This is a genomic window from Kitasatospora mediocidica KCTC 9733 (assembly GCF_000744225.1).
GTDB classification, from domain to species: Bacteria; Actinomycetota; Actinomycetes; order Streptomycetales; family Streptomycetaceae; genus Kitasatospora; species Kitasatospora mediocidica.
The window spans coordinates 231,841-248,160 of the sequence record NZ_JQLN01000003.1; the positions used below are offsets into that span (position 1 = coordinate 231,841).

Consider the following 16,320-nt stretch of genomic DNA (forward strand, 5'->3'; position numbering starts at 1 on the left):
CGTGCCGCGACAACCGGGAGTTTCGCTGCCACATTCCTGTTGCGCTCCTGGTCGCTCTCCGTCTCGCCTCCCCCTGACGGTCCGTTTCATGCGGCTTGCGGAGCGTGTCCACCGGGGTCCGGCCGACGCGTCACACTTTGACCTGCTCTGCGCCGGACCGTGCCACCGCGGGCGCGGAGTTCACCCGGCTGTGTGCGGTTGGGCCCCGTCAGTGGACCCCGGGGCGGATCGGGAGATATGCACCGTCTAAGGTGGCGTGGTACGCGCAGCGTGAACGGATTCACGAGCAATCGAGCCGTGGGCGGCTGCGAAGATTCATCTTCAGTTGGGGTGTTCGTGACCGCCGTCGAATCCCGCCCCGCCGGGGTCCTCGGGACGACCCCCGCGCACCGGCCGTTCGGGGCCCGTGTCGGGGCATTTGTCGCACTGACCAAGCCTCGGATCATCGAGCTGCTGCTGATGAGCACCGTTCCGGTGATGTTCCTCGCCCAGCGTGGCGTTCCGGACCCGTTGCTCGTCCTCTATGTGGTGCTCGGCGGATACCTCTCCGCGGGCGGCGCCAACGCGCTCAACATGTACATCGACCGCGACATCGACGCGGTGATGTCGCGCACCGAGCGCCGGCCGCTGGTGACCGGGATGGTCGCACCGCGCGAGGCGCTGGTCTTCGGTATCGCGCTCGGCGTCGTCTCGACCCTCTGGCTCGGCCTGCTGGTCAACTGGCTCGCCTCCGGGCTGGCGCTGGCCGGCTACCTCTTCTACGTCTTCGTCTACACGCTGGGCCTGAAGCGGCGCACCGCGCAGAACATCGTCTGGGGCGGCATCGCCGGCTGCATGCCGGTGCTGGTCGGCTGGGCGGCGGTCACCGACTCGCTGGGCTGGGCGCCGTTCGTGCTCTTCCTGGTGATCTTCTTCTGGACGCCGCCGCACTACTGGCCGCTGTCCATGAAGGTCCGCGAGGACTACGCCAAGGCCGGCGTGCCGATGCTCCCGGTCACCAAGGGGAACCTGGCGGTGGCCCGGCAGATCGTCGCCTACTCCTGGGTGATGGTCGCGGTCTCGCTGACGCTCTGGCCGCTGGCGCACACCAGCCTGCTGTACCCGATCGCGGCGGTGGTGCTCGGCGGGCTCTGGCTGAAGGAGGCGCACGGGCTGCACAGCCGCGCCAAGGCCGGTGTGGTGGGTGCGGCGCTCAAGGAGATGCGGCTGTTCCACTGGTCGATCACCTACCTCACGCTGCTGATGGTGGTCGTCGCGGTGGACCCGTTCCTGCGCTAGTCGTTGTGTGTGGGCCCCGTCGTCTCTCCGGAGGCGGCGGGGCCCTTCGCTTTGGTCCGCTTCTGTGGTCCGCGGCACACGGCCCTGCCGTCGCCGAAGCCACTACCCGTGGGTAGCATGCGGGCATGAGCAGCGCAGAGACCCTCGCCCCCGCCGCGCCCGACGCCCGTGCCGAGCGCCGCGCCAAGCGCATCGCCAAGCACCTGACCTCCTTCGCCCGTCAGCACGGCGGCAGCGCCGACGGCGTGGTGGAGTACGTCGGCCAGGTGGCCACCCGGATCGTCGTGGTCGGCGCCGACGGCGCCTGGGGCGACCAGGTGGCGCCCAGCTACGCCGTCGGCCGTCGCGCCGCCGAGCTGGCCGGCCTGACGCTGCACGACTCCTTCGAGGGCGAGCTCGCCCTGAAGGTGCGCACCGGACCGTACGAGTGGAAGCGGATGGCGGGCATCCAGCTCGGCGGCTGACGGTACGACGACGACGGCGGCCCTGTTCCCCCCGGTGCGGTGGGGGAGCGGGGCCGCCGTCGTCAGTACGGGGGTGTCTGGGCGTCAGACCGTTGCGGTCTCCTGCGGAGCCTGCGGGGCGGGCAGCGCGGCCGCGGGCTCCTCGGCGGCGTCCCGGGTGCGCAGGGCCAGCGGGATCCGCAGGACGGCGATCCAGGTCAGCGCGGCGCCCAGCATGTGCACCCCGACCAGCAGCTCCGGCACGTCGGTGAAGTACTGCACGAAGCCGATCACGCCCTGGACGAGCAGCACCACGAACAGCTCGCGGGCCCGGGCCCGGGCGGCCGGCGGAGCCTTGACGGCGGCCAGCACGAAGATGACGGCCAGCGAGAGGCCGACCGTGATGAAGACGAAGTCGGCGTGCAGCTGGGCCAGCCGGTCGTAGTTCAGCGGGATGCGGTAGACGTCGCTGGAGTCGCCGGGGTGGTGTCCGGCGCCGGTCACCAGCGTCCCCATCGCGATCAGCACGCCGGTCACGCCGACCAGGACGTATGCCAACTGCTGCAACGGGCGGGCGACCGCGGGCCGGACCGGGCCGTCGCCCTCCTTGCTGCGCTCCCAGGTCGCCACGGCGACCCAGATCAGTGCCATGGCGGCGATCATGTGCACGGCGACCATGTACGGGTTCAGCCCGGTCAGCACGGTGATCCCGCCGAGTACGGCGTTGCTCATCACGACCCAGAACTGCGCCCAGCCCAGCCGGGTCAGGCTGCGCCTCCACGGCCGCGCGCAGCGCGCCGCCAGGATCGCCCAGCCGACCGCCGCGCAGAGCACGTAGGTCAGCATCCGGTTGGTGAACTCGATGACGCCGTGCACGCCCATGGCCGGCGTCGGCGTGACGCTGTCCGCGGTGCAGGTGGGCCAGGTACGGCAGCCGAGTCCGGAGCCGGTCAGCCGGACCGCGCCGCCGGTCACCACGATGAACACGCTCATCACCAGCGCGCTGAGCGCGGCCCGCCGCACGACAGCGGCCGACGGGTGCCAGCGTTCGGCAAGCAGGGAGAAGGGAGTACGCACGCATTGATCCTAGGTTGCGGCATTGGCGATCTTGCGGCGGGGGCAGCCTCCCGCGCGGCGGAGGGGGTCGCGGCCCGGCCGGTGCGCAGTGGGGACTCTTCCGGGCAGAACGGACATTGGTCTTGACCACTGTGGCGTTGGCCGAAAGAGTGCGGCTATCCCCCCGTTCACCCCGCACCCACCGCGGAGATCCAGCACATGCGCATATCCGTCCCCGCCGCAGCTCTCGCGCTCGGCGGTTCGCTGGCCCTGGGCGCGTTCGTCGCGCCGGCTGCCCAGGCCACCCCGGCCGCTCCGGTCGTCCCGCCGGGCCAGAGCTGCCAGAGCCTCGGCGTCGCCAACCTCTACGGCGAGTTCGTCGAGGGCGACGACACCCACGCGCCGGACGCCGAGGGCGCGGTCGCAGTCGGCGGCAACGCCGACTTCAGCGCCGGCTTCAGCATCGGCCAGGAGCTGACGGCCGACCAGGTCAAGGCGCTGCCCGGCGGCAACGCGCTGGTGGTCGGCGGTGACATCAAGGTCGGCGGCGGCAACACCGAGGTGATGCACGGCAACGGCGTCTACGCCGGCCGGAAGATCGGCGACGGCCGGCTGGAGAGCCACGACGGCACGGTCGTGCACGGCGCCTCCCCGATCGACTTCGCCACCGAGTTCGCGGCGCTGCGGAAGGTCTCCGCCGCACTCGCCGCCCAGGGCGCCACCGCCGGCACCGCGGTCACCGCCTCGGGCAGCGGCGGCGGCGCCACGCTGACCCTGACCGGCACCGACGCCACGTACGACAACTTCGTGGTGACCGCGGCCCAGCTGCAGGGCGCCAAGGCGATCCAGCTGAAGGTCCCGGCCGGCGCCGTCGCGGTGGTCAACGTGACCGGCGACAGCTACGACAGCAAGGCAGCCGGCACCACCTCGGTCTGGCTCTGGGACCACACCGCCCAGACGTACGTGCTGGACGACAAGTCGCGCAGCGCCGACGGCGGCGCGGTGCGCGCCGCGCTGCTCTGGAACTTCCCGACCGCGACCACCGTCGTCAAGAACAGCCAGCTGGCCTGGGCGGGCAGCGTGCTGGCGCCCGACGCGGCCTTCGACCTCGGTACCGGCGCGCCGGTCAACGGCTCGGTGATCGTCAAGTCGCTGACCGGCAGCGGGGGCGCGGAGACCCACCACTACCCCTTCACCGGCTGCCTGCCGGTGACCCCGCCGGTGGTGGTGCCGCCGACGCCCACGCCCACCAACTCGGCGCCCTCGCCCACCTCCTCGCCCACCACCACCACGTCGTCGTCCTCGCCGACCACGAAGCCCTCCACTCCCGCCACGGGCACCCCCCGCCCCGCCGGCACCCCCACCCCGGGCGCCACCGCCTCGGCCCCCGCCGTCCCGGCCGGTCCGACCACCCCCGCGCCCAGCACCCCCGCCCCCGCCACCCACGGCGGTCTCGCCTTCACCGGCGCGGCAGCCGTGATCCCGCTCTCGGTCGGCGGCGCGCTGGTCCTCGCCGCCGGTGCGGGCATCGTCGTCGCCACCCGCCGCCGGTCCGCCCGCAGGGTCTGACGGTCGGCCGTCGCAGCCAGTTGAGCCCCGGTGGTCCGTCAGGACCACCGGGGCTCAACGCTGTGCGGGGGGCGGTCGCCGGATCCGCGGTATTCCGGACTTGGGTTTCGAGTGTTCGGCGAGAAGTGCGGGAATCGACGGGCGTGGGCAAAGACCGCGTCATGGGAGGTGGCGAGGCTGATCGTCGGCGCGTGCACGTCGGGGACTGAACCGCCAGGCGTAATCAGGCCGTTCATTCGTGGGGGATACCTCTGTCAAAACAGGTAGAGTCCCCGCACCAGCTGTAGCCGGTCGCTTACGGATCATCCAACGACCGTGCTGCACCGTCTCGTTCGGAAGGATCTTTGTTATGGCGCGACACGTGCGGATACCCGGGCGAATGCTCGTCGGAGCGGCAGCGCTCGCGGTGGTCGCCACCGGTGCACTGGCCGGCAGCGCGTCAGCGCACACCCCGTCGATCACGGCGACCTGCAGTGCGGTCACCGTCGACCTCAGCAACTACAACGCGGACGCGACGAACACGGTCACGGTGACCCTGGGCGGCAAGGTCCTGGTCGACCACAAGCCGTTCTCGACGAGTTTCCACGAGGTCTTCCAGGTGGGGCCGCACACCGCCCCGGTGGCGGGTCTCCTCGACGTCTACGCGTCGGACGACCCCAAGCACGCGAACGGCTGGGGTGGCGAGTGGCCGGTGACCGTCCCGGTCTGCCCGACGCCTCCGCCGACCAGCGCCCCGCCCACCAGCGCTTCGCCGACGCCGCCGAAGCCGTCGCCGACCACGGCCTCGCCCACGCCCACGCCCACCAAGCCGGCGCCCACCACCCCCGCGCCGACCACCGTGGCGCCCACCTCGGCCAAGCCGACCCCCACCCCGACGCCGAAGGCGTCCAGCACGTCGCCGTCGCTCGCCTTCACCGGTGGTGGCGGTAACTCCGGGATGATCGCGGGGGCGGGTGCCGCCGTCGTCGTCCTCGGTGGCGGGCTGGTCTTCTTCACCCGTCGTCGCAAGGCCGGTCGTCACTGAGCCAGCGGCCAGGTAGCGCGAAGGGCGGGGATCACGGCTGATCCCCGCCCTTCGCGCGTCCGCGCAGTGCTGTTCCCTATTCCCAGCGGAAGAAGCGGGCCGCCGCGGCGAGGCCGAGCACCGCCCAGACGGCGAGGGTGCCGAGGTCGGACCAGGGGATGCCGGCGCCGTGCTGCAGCACCGCGCGCAGGCCGTCGGACAGCGCGCTGATCGGGAGCAGCTCCAGGGCGCCGCGGACGGCGGAGGGGAACTTCTCCAGCGGCACGATCACGCCGCCCGCCAGCAGCAGCAGGATGAAGACCAGGTTGGCCCCGGCCAGCGTGGCCTCCGCGCGCAGGGTGCCGGCCATCAGCAGGCCCAGGCCCGAGAACGCGGCGGTACCGAGGACCAGCAGGGCGACGACGGTCGCTGGGTTGCCGTGCGGGGACCAGCCGAGGGCCAGCGCGATCAGCGACAGCAGCGTCACCTGGAGCGCCTCGGTGACCAGGACGCAGCCGGTCTTGGCGGTGAGCAGCGCCCAGCGCGGCAGCGGGCTGGCGCCCAGCCGCTTGAGCACGCCGTAGCGGCGTTCGAAGCCGGTGGCGATGGCCTGGCCGGTGAAGGCGGTGGACATCACGGCGAGGGCCAGCAGGCCGGGGGCCAGGAAGTCGACCCGGTTGCCCGGGCCGGTCACCGAGACCACGTCGACGGAGCTGAACAGCACCAGCAGGACGGTCGGGATGATCACGGTGAGCAGCAGCTGCTCACCGTTGCGCAGCAGCATCTTCGTCTCGAAGGCGGTCTGCGCCAGCAGCATCCGCCCGATCGGGGCGGCTCCGGGGGCGGGGGAGTAGGTCCCCTCAGCGGTGGTCACGAGCGCAGTTCCCGTCCGGTCAGTTCGAGGAAGACGTCTTCGAGGCTGCGCCGTTGCACCGTCAGCTTCTCGGGCAGCACGCCGGCGTCGGCGCACCAGGTGGTCACGGTGGCGACCAGGCGCGGGTCCATCGGGGCCTGGACCCGGTAGGAGCCGGGGGAGAGTTCGACGGCCGCGGCGCCGTCGGGGAGCACCTTGACCAGCGAGCCGAGGTCGAGCCCGGCGGGCCCGGCGAAGTGCAGGCTGCTCTCCGCACCGCCGCGGCAGAGCTCCTCGGGGCTGCCGCTCGCGATCACCCGGCCGCCGTCCACGATCGCGACGGCGTCGGCGAGTTGTTCGGCCTCGTCCATGTAGTGGGTGGTGACCACGACGGTGACGCCGTCCCGGCGCAGGTCGCGGACCAGGTCCCAGGTGGCGCGGCGGGCCTGCGGGTCGAGGCCGGCGGTGGGCTCGTCGAGGAAGACCAGTTCGGGGCGGCCGACCACGGCCATCGCGAGCGCCAGCCGCTGCTGCTGGCCGCCGGAGAGGCGGCGGTAGGTGGTCCGGCCGCAGGAGCCGAGGCCGAGGCGTTCGACCAGGGCGTCGACGTCCAGCGGGTGGGCGTGCAGCTTGGCGGTGTGCCGGAGCATCTCGACGGCGCGCGCCCCCGCGTACACGCCGCCGGACTGCAGCATCACGCCGATCCGCGGGCGCAGTCGCGCGGAGTCGGTCACCGGGTCGAGGCCGAGCACCCGCACGGTGCCGGCGTCGGGGCGGCGGTAGCCCTCGCAGGTCTCGATGGTGGTGGTCTTGCCGGCGCCGTTGGGGCCGAGCACGGCGGTGACGCTTCCGCGCGCGATGACCAGGTCGAGGCCGTCCACCGCGACCTTGGCGCCGTACCGCTTGACCAGGCCGGCCACTTCGACCGCGGGGGGTTCACTCTGCATACCGGCGAGTGTAAGAGGGCCGGGGCCCGGGCCGGACGGTGGCCTCGGCCACCGTTTGCGCAGGTCAGGTAAGGCTTACCTGCGTGACTGATGCCACCGTTGAGGCGTGCGTCACGGGTTGTCCGTCCGGAAGTAATTACGCAACAATGGTGTTGTGAAAAACATGCGCGAGCACCCGCAGGAGCTGGAGGCCGAGTCGGCCCCCGGTTTTCCCGTGCCCGCGACCTCGGCGGAGGTGATGCTGGACGGCCATCGGGCCACCCGTGACCGGGTCGCCCGTTCCATCCTGGATCACGGCCCCTCCTCCGCCGCCGACCTGGCCGGCCGGCTCGGGCTCAGCACAGCGGCGGTCCGCCGTCACCTGGACGGCCTGCTGGCCGCCGGCCTGGTCGACTCCCGTGAACAGCGGGTCTACGGCAGCCGCGGCCGGGGTCGCCCGGCCAAGGTGTTCGCCCTCACCGAGAGCGGCCGGGACGCCTTCTACCAGGCGTACGACCAGCTCGCCGCCGACGCGCTGCACTGGATCGCCGAGGCGGTCGGGGGCGGCGAGGCCGGCGACGAGGCGGTCGCCGCGTTCGCCCGGGCCCGCTTCGGCAAGCAGGGCCAGCGCTACCTCACGGTGCTGGAACAGGCCCCCGCCGGACAGCAGCGCGCCGAGGCACTTGCCGAGGCGCTGAGCGCCGACGGGTACGCTGCAACCGTGCGGCGTGTTCCGTCCGCCGCCGCTGCGAACGCACCGGCCGGCGCCCAGCTCTGCCAGCACCACTGCCCGGTCGCGCACATCGCCGAGCAGTTCCCGCAGCTCTGCGAGGCGGAGACCGAGGTCTTCTCCCAGCTCCTGGGCACCCATGTGCAACGGCTGGCCACCATCGCCCACGGCGACGGGGTCTGCACCACCTATGTGCCGGCATCCGGTGCCGCATCGTCGTCCGCCGCCCCGCGGCCGGACTCCGATGGGGCGCCGACTGCCGGTACGCCGTCCACCGAACCACCGACTACGTCCGCGCGGAGGAACCCCGCATGACTGACACCGTTTCCCACCCGGAGCTCGACGGTCTGGGCACCTACGAATACGGCTGGTCCGACCCCGACGCAGCCGGCTCGGTGGCCAAGCGAGGCCTCAGCGAGGAGGTCGTCCGCGACATCTCGGCGAAGAAGTCCGAGTCGGAGTGGATGCTCAACCTGCGCCTCAAGGGCCTGAAGCTCTTCGGCAAGAAGCCCATGCCGACCTGGGGCTCCGACCTCTCCGGCATCGACTTCGACAACATCAAGTACTTCGTGCGCTCCACCGAGCGGCAGGCCGAGTCCTGGGAGGACCTGCCCGCCGACATCAAGGCGACGTACGACAAGCTGGGTATCCCGGAGGCCGAGAAGCAGCGGCTGGTGGCCGGTGTCGCGGCGCAGTACGAGTCCGAGGTGGTCTACCACCAGATCAACGAGGAGCTCGAAGCCCAGGGCGTGATCTTCATGGACACGGACACCGCCCTGAAGGAGCACCCGGAGATCTTCCAGGAGTACTTCGGCACCGTGATCCCGGTCGGCGACAACAAGTTCGCCTCGCTGAACACGGCGGTGTGGTCGGGCGGCTCGTTCATCTACGTCCCCAAGGGCGTCAAGGTCGAGATCCCGCTGCAGGCCTACTTCCGGATCAACACCGAGAACATGGGCCAGTTCGAGCGGACGCTGATCATCGTCGACGAGGACGCCTACGTCCACTACGTCGAGGGCTGCACCGCGCCGATCTACTCCTCGGACTCGCTGCACAGCGCCGTGGTCGAGATCATCGTCAAGAAGGGCGGCCGCTGCCGCTACACGACGATCCAGAACTGGTCGAACAACGTCTACAACCTGGTCACCAAGCGCGCCGTGGCGTACGAGGGCGCGACCATGGAGTGGATCGACGGCAACATCGGTTCCAAGGTCACCATGAAGTACCCGGCCGTCTACCTGATGGGCGAGCACGCCAAGGGCGAGACCCTGTCGATCGCCTTCGCGGGCGAGGGCCAGCACCAGGACGCCGGCGCCAAGATGGTGCACATGGCGCCGAACACCTCCTCCAACATCGTCTCCAAGTCGGTGGCGCGTGGCGGCGGCCGCACCTCCTACCGCGGTCTGATCGAGATCGGCGAGGGCTCCAAGGGCGCCAAGTCCAACGTGCTCTGCGACGCCCTGCTGGTCGACACAATCTCCCGCTCGGACACCTACCCCTACGTGGACGTCCGCGAGGACGACGTGTCGATGGGCCACGAGGCGACGGTCTCCAAGGTCAGCGAGGACCAGCTCTTCTACCTGATGAGCCGCGGCATGACCGAGTTCGAGGCGATGGCGATGATCGTCCGCGGCTTCGTCGAGCCGATCGCCCGCGAGCTGCCGATGGAGTACGCGCTGGAGCTCAACCGGCTGATCGAGCTGCAGATGGAGGGCTCCGTCGGCTGATCCAGCCGCACGCAGTCCAGTCCGGAACTTTAGGAAGAGAGCACTACGACAGCCATGGCTGACGTCAACACCCCCAGTGGCACCGGCTCCACGACGGCCGGCTCGATCGAGGTCGGCACCGCCGGCGCCGGCGCGCAGCTGGCCGGCCCCGGCACCGGCCGGGCCACCGTGCAGCAGCCGATCGACGCTCGCGTCGCGGTCAAGCCCTCGTACGACGTGAACGACTTCCCGGTGCCGACCGGCCGCGAGGAGGACTGGCGCTTCACGCCGATGCACCGCCTCGCCGGCCTGCACGACGGCACCGCCGCGGACGGCGCGTCCGGCGAGGACAAGCTCGAACTGAGCCTGCCCGACGGCGTCACCGCCGAGACCGTCGGCCGCGACGACGCCCGGCTCGGCAAGGCCGGCAAGCCGGTCGACCGGGTCGCCGCGCAGGCGTACAGCGCCTTCCAGCAGGCGCTGGTGATCACCGTCCCGAAGGACGCCGTGCTCACCGAGCCGGTGAAGGTGGACGTGCACGGCGAGGGCGGCACCCGCTTCGCCCACGTGGTGATCGACGTCAAGCCGTTCGCCGAGGCCGTCGTGGTGCTCAACCACACCGGCACCGGCACCCGCGCCGCCAACGTCGAGCTGCTGGTCGGGGACGGCGCGAAGCTCACCTTCGTCTCCGTCCAGGACTGGGAGCGCGACGCGGTGCACGCCGTCCAGCAGACCGCGCTGGTCGGCCGCGACGCCTCGCTCAAGTCCGTGGTCGTCACCTTCGGCGGCGACCTGGTCCGGATCCACCCGCGGGTCACCTACGCGGCTCCCGGCGGCGAGGCCGAGCTCTTCGGCCTCTACTTCGCGGACGCCGGCCAGCACCTGGAGCACCGCCTGGTGATCGACCACGACACGCCGCACTGCCGGTCCAACGTGGTCTACAAGGGCGCCCTGCAGGGCAAGGACGCGCACGCGGTCTGGGTCGGCGACGTGCTGATCCGCGCCGCCGCCGAGGGCACCGACACCTACGAGCACAACCGCAACCTGGTGCTCACCGACGGCGCCCGGGTCGACTCGATCCCGAACCTGGAGATCGAGACCGGCGAGATCGTCGGCGCCGGCCACGCCTCGGCGACCGGCCGCTTCGACGACGAGCAGCTCTTCTACCTGCAGTCCCGCGGCATCCCGCAGGACGAGGCGCGTCGCCTGGTGGTGCGCGGCTTCTTCGCCGAGCTGGTCCAGCAGATCGGTGTCCCCGAGCTGGTCGACCACCTGATGGAGAAGATCGAAGCCGAGCTGGAAGCCAACGTCTGATGGCCTTCCTGCGCGTCTGCTCGCTGAGCGACCTGGCCGAGGACACCCCCAAGCGCGTCGAGCTCGACGGGGTGCCGGTCTCGGTCGTCCGCACCGAGGGCGAGGTGTTCGCGATCAACGACATCTGCTCGCACGCGAACGTCTCCCTCTCCGAGGGCGAGGTCGAGGACTGCATGATCGAGTGCTGGCTGCACGGCTCCAGCTTCGACCTGCGGACCGGCAAGCCGTCGGGACTGCCCGCCACCCGGCCGGTCCCCGTTTACCCCGTCAAGATCGAAGGGGACGATGTGCTCGTCTCCGTCACCCAGGAGTCCTGAGTCCCCATGGCAACCCTTGAAATCCGCGACCTGCACGTCTCCGTCAACGCCGAGGGCGGTCCCCGCGAGATCCTGCGCGGCGTCGACCTGACCGTCAAGCAGGGCGAGACGCACGCCATCATGGGCCCGAACGGCTCCGGCAAGTCGACCCTGGCGTACTCGCTGGCGGGCCACCCGAAGTACGACGTCACCAGCGGCCAGGTGCTGCTGGACGGCGAGGACGTCCTCGCGATGTCGGTCGACGAGCGCGCCCGCGCCGGCGTCTTCCTCGCCATGCAGTACCCGGTCGAGGTCCCCGGCGTCTCGGTCTCCAACTTCCTGCGCACCGCGGCCACGGCCGTGCGTGGCGAGGCCCCGAAGCTTCGGCTCTGGGTCAAGGAGGTCAAGGAGGCGATGGCCGCCCTGCACATGGACCCGGCCTTCGCCGAGCGCAACGTCAACGAGGGCTTCTCCGGCGGCGAGAAGAAGCGCCACGAGATCCTCCAGCTGGAGCTGCTCAAGCCGAAGATCGCGATCCTCGACGAGACCGACTCGGGCCTCGACGTCGACGCGCTGCGCCAGGTCTCCGAGGGCATCAACCGGGTCGCCGCCAGCGGCGAGGTCGGCACCCTCCTGGTGACCCACTACACCCGCATTCTGAAGTACATCAAGCCTGACTACGTGCACGTGTTCTCGGCCGGTCGCATCGTCGAGTCCGGCGGCGCCGAGCTGGCGGACAAGCTGGAGAACGAGGGCTACGAGTCTTACGTGAAGGGCGGCGCTTCCGAGTGACAACCACTTCTGGCTCGGCGTTCACAGCGCTGACCGGTCTCCTCGACACCGACGCGATCCGGAAGGACTTCCCGATCCTGCAGCGCGTGCTGCACGACGGCAAGCCCCTGATCTACCTGGACAACGCGGCGACTTCGCAGAAGCCCCGTCAGGTGCTCGACGCGCTGAACGCCTACTACGAGCAGCACAACTCCAACGTGCACCGTGGCGTCCACGTCCTGGCCGAGGAGGCCACGGCGCTGTACGAGGGTGCTCGCGACAAGGTCGCGGCCTTCATCAACGCGCCGAGCCGGGACGAGGTGATCTTCACCAAGAACGCCTCGGAGTCGCTCAACCTGGTGGCGAACATGCTCGGTTGGGCCGACGAGCCCTACCGGGTGGACGCCGACGCCGAGATCGTCATCACCGAGATGGAGCACCACTCCAACATCGTTCCGTGGCAGCTGCTCTCGCAGCGCACCGGCGCGAAGCTGAAGTGGTTCGGCCTGACCGACGACGGCCGGCTCGACCTGAGCAACATCAACGAGCTGATCACCGAGAAGACGAAGATCGTCTCCTTCACGCTCGTCTCCAACCTGATGGGCACCATCAACCCGGTCGAGACGATCGTCCGCCGCGCGCAGGACGTCGGCGCGCTGGTGCTGATCGACGCCTCGCAGGCCGCCCCGCACATGGTGCTGGACGTGCAGGCGCTGGAGGCCGACTTCGTCGCCTTCACCGGCCACAAGATGCTGGCCCCCACGGGGATCGGCGTGCTGTGGGGCCGTCAGGAGCTGCTGGAGGACCTCCCGCCGTTCCTGGGCGGCGGCGAGATGATCGAGACCGTCACGATGGGCTCCTCCACCTACGCCCCCGCGCCGCACAAGTTCGAGGCCGGCACCCCGCCGATCGCCCAGGCGGTCGGGCTCGGCGCGGCCATCGACTACCTGGCGAACGTCGGCATGGACAAGATCGCCGCGCACGAGCACGCCATCACCGAGTACGCGGTGGCGCGCCTGCAGGAGGTCCCGGACCTGCGGATCATCGGCCCGCGTACGGCCGTCGACCGCGGTGCGGCGATCTCCTTCGTGCTGGGCGACATCCACCCGCACGACGTCGGCCAGGTGCTCGACGAGCAGGGCATCGCGGTGCGCGTCGGCCACCACTGCGCGCGGCCGGTCTGCCTGCGGTACGGAATTCCGGCGACCACCCGGGCGTCGTTCTACCTGTACAACACGCAGTCCGAGGTCGACCAGCTGATCGACGGCCTGCACCACGTCCGCAACTTCTTCGGCTGAGGCGGTGCCTGAAGCATGAAGCTCGACTCCATGTACCAGGAGATCATCCTGGACCACTACCGCAACCCCCATGGCAAGGGGCTGCGGGACGGTGACGCCGAGGTGCACCACGTCAACCCGACCTGCGGCGACGAGATCACGCTGCGGGTGCGGCTCGACGGCGCGGTCGTCGCGGACATCAGCTACGAGTCGCAGGGCTGCTCGATCAGCCAGGCCAGTGCCTCGGTGCTGAACGAGCTGGTGGTGGGCCGGACGGTCGGCGACGGCCAGGCCATCCAGGAGGCCTTCCTGGCGCTGATGCAGAGCAAGGGCCAGGGCGAGGGCGACGAGGAACTCCTGGAGGACGCCGTCGCGTTCGCCGGTGTCTCCAAGTACCCGGCCCGCGTGAAGTGCGCACTGCTGAGCTGGATGGCCTGGAAGGACGCCACCGCCAAGGCGCTCGCCGGCCAGCCGGTCGCCAACGACTGAAACCAAGAGGAACCCACACATGAGTGACATCGAAACCGACGCCGGAGCGGACGTCGCGACGCCGGACGCCGCAACGCCGGCCGTCGCGTCCGAGGGTCCGACCGTCATCGTCGGCACCACGGCCGGGACCGTCTCCGTCGAGGACCTCACCGAGGCCCTGATGGACGTCGTCGACCCCGAGCTGGGCATCGACGTGGTCAACCTGGGTCTGATCTACGGCATCCACATCGACGAGTCCGACGTGGCCACCATCGACATGACCCTCACCTCGGCGGCCTGCCCGCTGACCGACGTGATCGAGGACCAGGCCAAGACCGCCACCGAGGGCCTCGTCCAGGACCTGCGGATCAACTGGGTCTGGATGCCGCCGTGGGGCCCGGACAAGATCACCGACGACGGCCGCGACCAGCTGCGCGCCCTGGGCTTCAACGTCTGAGTCGGCGCTGAGCGTTACCCGCTGCCGCGTGGATCCACTCCTTCGGGGGAATGATCCACGCGGCAGCGGTGTATGTGCCTACCCTGGGCCAAGCTGGTCCCGCGACCGTGGAAGGAGTGCCGAGATGTCTGTGGTTGCCTTCGGACAGTGGACACTGCCCGACTCGCCGTACGCCATGTGGGTCCGGGACGAGCTTGCCGATTTCCTGCGGCTCCCGGACGACGGTACGCGGGTGGAGGTGGTCGGAGGGGAGTTCATCGTGTCACCCGCACCGGTCTTTCCGCATGGCGGGATCGTCGCGACCATTCAGCGAGCGATCGACGGCAGGGGGTTCGTGGACCCGGTGTTCCCGTGGCGGACCATGCAGGTGCTCGGGCTCGACTTGGTCGAGATCGGCGACGGCTACATCCCCGACCTGCTGGTCTTCCACGCTGATGTCGAGGCCCAGGGCTGGTCCGAAGGCCTGAGGTTCCTCAGGCCCGATCAGGTTGAGCTGGTCGTCGAGGTGACCTCGAAGTCCAACGCTCAGAACGACCGCGAGCCGGTCTTCGGTCGTCGTCAGCAGGCCACCAAGTGGAGCGGCTACGCGCGCGCACGGGTTCCCTACTACCTGCTGGTGGACCGGGACCCGGGGCGGCCCGGCGTCACCCTGTTCGGTGAGCCGGACCACCTGGCCGGTACCTACCGGACCCTCGGCGCTTGGAAGTTCGGCGACGTCGTGACGCTGCCCGAGCCCTTCGGCGTCGAGATCCCCACCGAGCTCTGGCGTCCCTGGTCCGACTAACGCCCGCGCCGCAGTACCGCCCCCGCGAGCGCCAGGCAGCCCGTGGCGGCCAGCAGCGCGAAGCCGCTGACGGCCGGGAGCAGGCCGTAGGTCCGCGACAGGGCACCGACGGCGACGATGGGGAGCGAGCTGCCCATGTAGACGATCACCCACAGGGCGCTCATCTCGCTGCTGCGGCGGGCCGGGTCCATCGCGGCGACGGCGGTGGTGAAGAGCGAGCGGAAGGCCACGCCCTGGCAGGCCCCGCCGATGACGCTGCCGGCGAAGAGCAGGGCGGGCAGCTGCGCGTACTGCGCGACGACGACCAGGGCCAGCCCCAGCGCCAGGCCGGTCATGCCCAGCGCGACCAGCCGGCGGTCCCGGGTGGGCGGCACCAGCAGCTGGGCGGCGGCCGAGGAACCCAGCAGCAGGGCGGCGACCACCGCGCCGACCATCCGCGAGTGGGTGTGCAGCAGACCGGCGGAGAACGCCGGGGCCAGGCTGAGGAAGACGCCGAAGACCGCGTACGAGATGAATCCGGCGCCGGCCGCGAAGAGGAACTCCCGGCGCCCCTGCGCGGGCAGCGCCAGGCGCCGCGGGCGCAGGTGGACGGCGGAGGTGACGCGCGGCGGTGCGGCGGCCGGGCGCCGGGCGCCGGGCATCCGCGGGTGCACCAGGGAGAGCGGGACGCAGAGCACCAGCAGGGCCACCGCGTGCGCGAGGAACGGGGTCAGCAGCGGGTGCGCGCCGCCGGCCAGCGAGGCGCCGACGATCGGGCCGAGCGCGACCCCGCCCGCCGAGCAGGCCAGCGTGAGCTTGGCGGCCAAGGTGGGCCGGTCGGGCAGCAGGTCGCCGAGCGCGGCGCCGGCGGCGCCGGTGGCCAGCGCCACGGCTATGCCCTGGATGGCCCGTCCGGCGGCCAGCTGTCCGAAGCTGTTGGCGGTGGCGAAGATCGCGTCGCCGCTGGCCGCGAGCGCGACGGCGGGCAGGATCAGCGCCCGCCGGCCGAGCAGGTCGGACCAGTGCCCGACCGCGGCCAGCACTGGCACCAGCGCGAAGACGTACACGGTGAAGAGCAGTGTGGTGTCGAACGCGGTCAGCCCGAGCTGGGTCTGGAGCAGTGGGTAGACCGGGGTGGCGAGGTTGGCCCCGATCAGGAGCAGGAGCAGCGCGGCGGCACAGAGTCCGACACGGATGCCGCGCATCGCGTTCCAGCGGCTGAGCGCGGCGAGCTGGAGCTGGGTTCGCGGGGCGAGCTCCAGGGTGTGCAGGGCCTCCGAGAGCCGGGTACCGGGCAACTGCGCTGTGGGCAGGCCGGAACCGGCAGGGGAGAGGTCCGCCATGGCAGGGGTCTCCTGTGGCCGGGCACCGCCTCGGGCCGATGGGTACCGATGGGGTCCATCGACGTGC

General features: G+C 71.0%; 17 protein-coding genes. 13 read left to right on the top strand and 4 right to left on the bottom strand.

Going from position 1 to position 16,320, the window contains the following annotated elements; translation table 11 throughout:
• The first annotated feature begins 330 nt into the window (after positions 1 to 330).
• Both BS80_RS06400 and BS80_RS06405 read left to right on the top strand, forming a co-directional pair.
• Positions 331 to 1,278: a heme o synthase gene (locus tag BS80_RS06400; RefSeq protein ID WP_035794167.1), complete on the top strand. Its 948-nt coding sequence runs from the start codon at positions 331 to 333 to the stop codon at positions 1,276 to 1,278.
• Positions 1,279 to 1,403: 125 nt separating this feature from the next.
• Positions 1,404 to 1,742: a hypothetical protein gene (locus BS80_RS06405; RefSeq protein ID WP_035794168.1), complete on the top strand. Its 339-nt coding sequence runs from the start codon at positions 1,404 to 1,406 to the stop codon at positions 1,740 to 1,742.
• Positions 1,743 to 1,826: 84 nt separating this feature from the next.
• On the opposite strand, the gene BS80_RS06410 is transcribed toward BS80_RS06405, so the two are convergent.
• Entirely contained in the window at positions 1,827 to 2,798 is a 972-nt protein-coding gene (locus BS80_RS06410) for a COX15/CtaA family protein (protein ID WP_035794169.1), read from the bottom strand.
• Between the two features lie 198 nt (positions 2,799 to 2,996).
• Between BS80_RS06410 and BS80_RS06415 the strand changes: the two genes are divergently transcribed.
• Positions 2,997 to 4,346 (top strand): choice-of-anchor A family protein, encoded by a 1,350-nt coding sequence (locus BS80_RS06415; RefSeq protein ID WP_035794170.1) that lies wholly within the window; start codon positions 2,997 to 2,999, stop codon positions 4,344 to 4,346.
• A 349-nt stretch (positions 4,347 to 4,695) separates the two neighbouring features.
• Positions 4,696 to 5,370 (top strand): hypothetical protein, encoded by a 675-nt coding sequence (locus BS80_RS06420; protein ID WP_157535956.1) that lies wholly within the window; start codon positions 4,696 to 4,698, stop codon positions 5,368 to 5,370.
• A 76-nt stretch (positions 5,371 to 5,446) separates the two neighbouring features.
• Here the strand turns inward: BS80_RS06420 and BS80_RS06425 are convergent, their stop codons facing one another.
• Positions 5,447 to 6,166 (bottom strand): ABC transporter permease, encoded by a 720-nt coding sequence (locus BS80_RS06425; protein ID WP_051966311.1) that lies wholly within the window; start codon positions 6,164 to 6,166, stop codon positions 5,447 to 5,449.
• Between the two features lie 53 nt (positions 6,167 to 6,219).
• The gene (locus BS80_RS06430) at positions 6,220 to 7,149 is read right to left on the bottom strand and encodes an ABC transporter ATP-binding protein (protein ID WP_035794172.1); all 930 of its coding nucleotides are present in this window, start codon (positions 7,147 to 7,149) and stop codon (positions 6,220 to 6,222) included.
• Positions 7,150 to 7,312: 163 nt separating this feature from the next.
• Here BS80_RS06430 and BS80_RS06435 point away from each other — a divergent pair, with 163 nt between their 5' ends.
• The 9 genes from BS80_RS06435 to BS80_RS06475 all read left to right on the top strand — a co-directional run bounded on the left by BS80_RS06435 (position 7,313) and on the right by BS80_RS06475 (position 14,931).
• Positions 7,313 to 8,173 (top strand): helix-turn-helix transcriptional regulator, encoded by an 861-nt coding sequence (locus BS80_RS06435; protein ID WP_157536034.1) that lies wholly within the window; start codon positions 7,313 to 7,315, stop codon positions 8,171 to 8,173.
• Complete coding sequence (gene sufB / locus BS80_RS06440; RefSeq protein WP_035794174.1) at positions 8,170 to 9,585, top strand: Fe-S cluster assembly protein SufB; 1,416 nt, start codon at positions 8,170 to 8,172, stop codon at positions 9,583 to 9,585. Before BS80_RS06435 ends, sufB begins: the two co-directional genes overlap by 4 nt.
• Before the next feature lie 54 nt (positions 9,586 to 9,639).
• The gene (gene sufD / locus BS80_RS06445; protein WP_035794175.1) at positions 9,640 to 10,878 is read left to right on the top strand and encodes a Fe-S cluster assembly protein SufD; all 1,239 of its coding nucleotides are present in this window, start codon (positions 9,640 to 9,642) and stop codon (positions 10,876 to 10,878) included.
• Positions 10,878 to 11,195 carry a bifunctional 3-phenylpropionate/cinnamic acid dioxygenase ferredoxin subunit gene (locus tag BS80_RS06450; protein ID WP_035794176.1) on the top strand — a complete coding sequence of 106 codons (318 nt, stop codon included), beginning with the start codon at positions 10,878 to 10,880 and terminating at the stop codon, positions 11,193 to 11,195. Before sufD ends, BS80_RS06450 begins: the two co-directional genes overlap by 1 nt.
• 6 nt (positions 11,196 to 11,201) lie before the next feature.
• Positions 11,202 to 11,966, top strand: coding sequence for a Fe-S cluster assembly ATPase SufC (gene sufC / locus BS80_RS06455; protein ID WP_035794177.1), 765 nt, complete (start codon positions 11,202 to 11,204; stop codon positions 11,964 to 11,966).
• Complete coding sequence (locus BS80_RS06460) at positions 11,963 to 13,243, top strand: cysteine desulfurase (RefSeq protein ID WP_035794178.1); 1,281 nt, start codon at positions 11,963 to 11,965, stop codon at positions 13,241 to 13,243. The genes sufC and BS80_RS06460 overlap by 4 nt, the downstream gene beginning before the upstream one ends.
• Before the next feature lie 15 nt (positions 13,244 to 13,258).
• Positions 13,259 to 13,711 carry a Fe-S cluster assembly sulfur transfer protein SufU gene (gene sufU, locus BS80_RS06465; protein WP_035794179.1) on the top strand — a complete coding sequence of 151 codons (453 nt, stop codon included), beginning with the start codon at positions 13,259 to 13,261 and terminating at the stop codon, positions 13,709 to 13,711.
• A gap of 19 nt (positions 13,712 to 13,730) precedes the next feature.
• Positions 13,731 to 14,147: a metal-sulfur cluster assembly factor gene (locus BS80_RS06470; protein WP_083974317.1), complete on the top strand. Its 417-nt coding sequence runs from the start codon at positions 13,731 to 13,733 to the stop codon at positions 14,145 to 14,147.
• A gap of 124 nt (positions 14,148 to 14,271) precedes the next feature.
• Positions 14,272 to 14,931 carry a Uma2 family endonuclease gene (locus BS80_RS06475; RefSeq protein ID WP_051966182.1) on the top strand — a complete coding sequence of 220 codons (660 nt, stop codon included), beginning with the start codon at positions 14,272 to 14,274 and terminating at the stop codon, positions 14,929 to 14,931.
• Here the strand turns inward: BS80_RS06475 and BS80_RS06480 are convergent.
• Positions 14,928 to 16,253, bottom strand: coding sequence for an MFS transporter (locus BS80_RS06480; RefSeq protein ID WP_083974318.1), 1,326 nt, complete (start codon positions 16,251 to 16,253; stop codon positions 14,928 to 14,930). The genes BS80_RS06475 and BS80_RS06480 overlap by 4 nt on opposite strands.
• Between the last annotated feature and the right edge of the window lie 67 nt (positions 16,254 to 16,320).